The sequence below is a fragment of the Pseudomonas sp. P5_A2_2 genome (assembly GCF_054177685.1).
Map to the genome: position 1 here is coordinate 1 of NZ_JBGCUL010000360.1, position 4,393 is coordinate 4,393.

Below are 4,393 nucleotides of genomic sequence, written 5' to 3' on the forward strand. Positions count from 1 at the left end.
ATTCGACACCGATCTCCTGTGGGAGCGAGCTTGCTCGCGATGAGGGCCGCATAGGCACCGCCAAGCTCAGCGCGGCATATACCCCAACTGCCAGCGCCGCGGGATCTTCAACGACAACACCCCGAGCCCGGCCGCCAGCAGGCCATTGGCAAACAACGCCTTGAGCCCCAGGTGATGTTCCAGCACGGCACCGAGTACCGCGCCRGCGAACATGCCGGTCCAGGGGATCAGTTGCACGCGCCAGCCGTTACGACGCTCGCCGAGCATCCAGCRACCCAGTCCGCGGCCGAAACGCGACAGGGCACCGGTGACGTAGGTCAGGCCCACCGGCAGGCCGTTCACTTCTTCCACCGCGGCGTTGAGCATGCCCATTGCAATGATCGCCGCCAGCAGGGCTGGCAGCTGCACGTCATAAGGCCAGGCCGCGGCGGTGCACAGCAGGGTGGCGATGCACAACAACAAGGGCAGGGCCCGACGTCTGCCTAGCCGGCTGACGATTATGCCCAGCGCGTTGCCGACGATGAAAGTGGCGACGAGGATCACCAGGCGCAGGGTCAACCCAAGGTCGCCAGTACTGATGGCGACGGCCATCCGGGTGGTATTGCCGCTCATGAACGAGACGAAGTCGCCGCTGGCCATGAAGCCGATGGCGTCGGTCATACCGGCGAGTACCGAGAGCATGGCCACCAGGCTCAGGCCTATGCGCCCGCGCCATTTCTGCGTGTGCAGGTGACCGGGGCTGGCGTGGGTCCTGGCGGTGTTGGGCAGCATCGGCGAAGGTATCCCTGAACAGTGCTTAGGGTTTTATGCCATTCAACTCGCAATATTCCAGCCAGTCCATGCCGGCCATTTCCGCCACTTCCCGGTGCACTTCCAGGCGCTGCGCTTGGTAATCCTGGGGTGTGGCGGTGGTTAACTGCAACGTCAGTTCCCAAGCGAACAATTTCTGGCGTTCTGCTTCAGCTTCAAACGCTTCGTGCAGCCGTTCCTCGCGATACTGAGCCGCCGTTTCACCCTTGGCCTGAGCCAACAGTGGGTTGAGGTGGTCGAGTTCTTCGCGCAACTCGGGGCGCGCATCGAGAAATTTCTTGAGTRCTTGCTCATGCTGCAGTTCGGTTGCCGCCATGGTCGCTCCTTGAGAACGGATTACGAGGATTGCTTCTTGCTGGCCTTGGCCGCTGCCGCCAGGCATTCGAGGGCAAACTGTTCGGTGTAAGTCATCTGGATCGGCGTGGTTTCGCCTTTGACGGTTCTTTCACCATCGAGGATGTAGCGAATCCGCTTGTCGGTGACGCCGATTCGCTTGGCAATCCAGGACGGCGTCTGACCGATCTGGCTGATCAGCTTGTCGGCATATTCAGTGCTCGGTTTGTAGAACTCGGCATTAGGTGTCATCAGATTTCCAGTCAGGGGTGCGATGGGGCGTTATTGGCGCGACAGGGTGCGCGAATCGTTGCGCGCTGTCGCGGTATAAATGCAGTAAAGCAGAACGATACGGGCTGCCGGGGTGATAAAGTCCGCTTTTTCCTGATGAGTGAATGCAATGCGAATTCTGATGGTGGCGCTGGCCGTGACGTTGCTGGCGGGATGCGCCGGCTCGGCGATGAACGATGCCCGCACCAAGGCCCCGTACAAGACCCTGAACTCGGAAAAGCCGGCAAAAGACGTCGCCCAGTGCGTGCAGTTTTCCTGGCAGGACGAGGCCGTGTTCGGTGTCGATGCCGCTGCCTATTTGCAGGCCGGCGAGAAGGGTGGCACGACCGTTTACACCYGTTCGGCGGAGTCCTTCGTCGACGTGACCACCGATGCCTCGGGCACGGTGTTGAGCTACTACGCACAGAAGGATGATTTCGTGGCCAAGCGCCGGCTGGCGGCGTTGGCGACCTGCCTATGATTTGAAGGTTTATTGCATACCCCTGTAGGAGCGAGCCTGCTCGCGATAGCGGTAAGTCAGTCGACATCAATGTTGAATGACAGTCCGCCATCGCGAGCAGGCTCGCTCCTACAGTGGTTTTGTGTGCTGGTCAGTAGCTCAGGCGCTTCTGGAAGAAGAAGTGCTTGTGGCCTGGCGGGTAATCGGCAATGTGCCCGATCTCGCTGTAGCCGCATTTCTTGTAGAACTCCGGCGCCTGGAATTCAAAGGTGTCGAGCCACAGCCCGACGCAGCGTCGTTCCCGCGCCAGGTCCTCGGCCATCTGCATCAGTTTCGAACCCAGGCCCTGTCCCCGTGCCTGTTCCGGCACCACCAGCAAGTCGACGTACAGCCACTGGTAAAACAATCGGCCATGCAGGCCGCCGAGGATCTCGTCGTTGTCGTCGCGCACCAGYAAGGCGATGTGCTCAGGTACGTTACCTTCGGCCTTCGAGCCGTTGTACGCGCGCAATGGCTTGAGGATGGCCAGGCGTTGTTCTTCCGTGGGGTTTTGCGACAGTTCGATACGCAGGTTCATGGCTATATCCTTATGGCATGGAAGCCGCAGCCTATCCCGGTCGCAGCGATTGTTCCATCCCCGGAAAAGTTGAACCGTCGCCAACGCGCAGCTTGCTTGAGGGGACAAGTGCCGTTCGTTTTCACTTAACATGTGGACCCTCAGACAAATAACAGGACGCGTTGTCATGTCGAACACGGCCGAGCGGGTCAACATCCTTGAGTCCCAGGTGTTGTCCCACGACTGGTACCTGCTCAGGAAAATCACCTTCGATTACCAACGCAACAACGGCGAGTGGCAACGCCAGACCCGGGAAGTCTACGACCGTGGCAATGGCGCGGCGATTCTCTTGTACAACCGCGAAAAGAGAACCGTGGTACTGACCCGGCAGTTTCGCCTGCCGGTGTTCGTCAACGGCCACGATGGCCTGTTGATCGAAGTGGCAGCTGGGCTGCTGGAAGGCGCGGCGCCTGAAGATCGCATCCGCGATGAAGCCGAGGAAGAGACCGGTTATCGCGTGCACCATGTGCAGAAGGTGTTCGAGGCGTACATGAGCCCGGGTTCGGTGACGGAAAAGCTGCACTTTTTCATTGCCGAGTACGACGCGAAGTCGAAAGTCAGCGACGGTGGTGGACTGGAGGCGGAAACCGAAGAGCTGGAAGTGCTGGAGTGGGCGTTCGAGGACGCGCTCGAAGCGTTCTACCGCGGCGAAATCTGCGACGCCAAGACCATCATGCTGTTGCAGTATGCGGCGATGAAAAACCTCTTCGCCCAAGCATGATCAAAAGCCTGGCAGGCGTGCCGTGCCGGGCCATTGCCCGCCCTCCAGCGTCAGCAACAACTCCTTCGCCTCAAGCCCCCCGGCAAACCCGGTGAGCTTGCCCGACGCGCCAATTACCCGGTGACACGGCGCCACGATCGAGATCGGGTTCTTGCCATTCGCCGCACCCACTGCCCTTACCGCCGCCGGGTTGCCGATCTGTTCGGCGATCTGGCTGTAGCTGCGGGTCTCGCCGAACGGGATGGTCAGCAGCGCCGTCCAGACCTTCTTCTGAAATTCCGTGCCGGCAAAATCCAGTTCCAGTTCGAAGTGATCGCGGGTGCCGGAAAAATATTCGCGCAACTGCGCAGCCGTGTGCACCAGGATCGGGTTGTCCGGCGCTTCGCTCATCGGCCCCAGGCGCACCCGACCGGGTTTGTCGTTTTCCCAGAGGATGGCCGCCAGTCGCGAACCGTTCGCGACCAGCTTCAACTGGCCCACGGGTGAAGCCACGGTGGTGCAGGTATAGGTCATGCCAGGGCTCGCGCAAAATTGCTCAACAGGCGTAAAGGATACTGTCTCGACGGGGAGGCGCAAACCGTAATCCCGACCATACTTGGCTACGGCTTTTGAAGCGTTTTCCTACGTAATAACAAGAAGAGACCGACTCATGAAGTAYGAACCTTTTGCCAAATCGCTGATTGCGACCTCATTGGCACTCAGCTGTCTGACTGCTCACGCCGCCTCCGTGGCCCCGKCTACCGGGGAAAACGGCATGGTGGTCACGGCCCAGCACCTGGCCAGCCATGTGGGCGTGGATGTGCTGAAGAAAGGCGGCAACGCCGTGGATGCGGCGGTCGCGGTCGGCTATGCGCTGGCGGTGGTGTACCCCGCGGCAGGCAACCTCGGTGGCGGTGGTTTCATGACCATTCAACTGGCGGACGGGCGCAAGACCTTCCTCGACTTCCGTGAAAAAGCGCCGCTGGCCGCAACCGCCAACATGTACCTGGACAAGGCGGGCAACGTCGTCCCTGATCTGAGTACCCGTGGCCACCTGGCCGTGGGCGTGCCGGGCACCGTTTCGGGCATGGAGTTGGCGCTGTCCAAGTACGGCACCAAGCCGCGCAAGGAAATCATCGCCCCGGCCATCAAGCTGGCTGAAGACGGTTTTGAACTGGAGCAGGGCGACGTCGATCTGCTGGAC

Annotated in this window: 8 protein-coding genes; 3 read left to right on the forward strand and 5 right to left on the reverse strand. The window is 60.6% G+C overall.

Annotated features, from left to right (window positions below; all coding sequences use genetic code 11):
* Positions 1-66: 66 nt before the first annotated feature.
* Genes ACXRVY_RS18295 through ACXRVY_RS18305 form a run of 3 tightly spaced genes read right to left on the reverse strand, consistent with a single transcriptional unit; the run spans position 67 to position 1,395 of the window.
* On the reverse strand, positions 67-771 hold the full coding sequence (locus tag ACXRVY_RS18295) for a YoaK family protein (RefSeq protein WP_458237925.1): 705 nt from the start codon (positions 769-771) through the stop codon (positions 67-69).
* A 25-nt stretch (positions 772-796) separates the two neighbouring features.
* Entirely contained in the window at positions 797-1,126 is a 330-nt protein-coding gene (locus tag ACXRVY_RS18300; protein WP_458237926.1) for a DUF6388 family protein, read from the reverse strand.
* A gap of 20 nt (positions 1,127-1,146) precedes the next feature.
* Positions 1,147-1,395, reverse strand: coding sequence for a hypothetical protein (locus tag ACXRVY_RS18305; protein ID WP_008015571.1), 249 nt, complete (start codon positions 1,393-1,395; stop codon positions 1,147-1,149).
* Positions 1,396-1,543: 148 nt separating this feature from the next.
* Between ACXRVY_RS18305 and ACXRVY_RS18310 the strand changes: the two genes are divergently transcribed.
* Positions 1,544-1,894 carry a hypothetical protein gene (locus tag ACXRVY_RS18310; protein WP_458237927.1) on the forward strand — a complete coding sequence of 117 codons (351 nt, stop codon included), beginning with the start codon at positions 1,544-1,546 and terminating at the stop codon, positions 1,892-1,894.
* Between the two features lie 130 nt (positions 1,895-2,024).
* Here the strand turns inward: ACXRVY_RS18310 and ACXRVY_RS18315 are convergent, their stop codons facing one another.
* Positions 2,025-2,450: a GNAT family N-acetyltransferase gene (locus ACXRVY_RS18315; protein ID WP_223461613.1), complete on the reverse strand. Its 426-nt coding sequence runs from the start codon at positions 2,448-2,450 to the stop codon at positions 2,025-2,027.
* A gap of 166 nt (positions 2,451-2,616) precedes the next feature.
* Between ACXRVY_RS18315 and ACXRVY_RS18320 the strand changes: the two genes are divergently transcribed.
* The gene (locus ACXRVY_RS18320; protein WP_223461615.1) at positions 2,617-3,210 is read left to right on the forward strand and encodes an NUDIX domain-containing protein; all 594 of its coding nucleotides are present in this window, start codon (positions 2,617-2,619) and stop codon (positions 3,208-3,210) included.
* Here the strand turns inward: ACXRVY_RS18320 and ACXRVY_RS18325 are convergent, their stop codons facing one another.
* On the reverse strand, positions 3,211-3,723 hold the full coding sequence (locus ACXRVY_RS18325) for a methylated-DNA--[protein]-cysteine S-methyltransferase (RefSeq protein ID WP_223461617.1): 513 nt from the start codon (positions 3,721-3,723) through the stop codon (positions 3,211-3,213).
* A 136-nt stretch (positions 3,724-3,859) separates the two neighbouring features.
* Between ACXRVY_RS18325 and ACXRVY_RS18330 the strand changes: the two genes are divergently transcribed.
* The coding region (locus ACXRVY_RS18330; protein WP_458237928.1) for a gamma-glutamyltransferase at positions 3,860-4,393 on the forward strand (534 nt) is incomplete at its 3' end.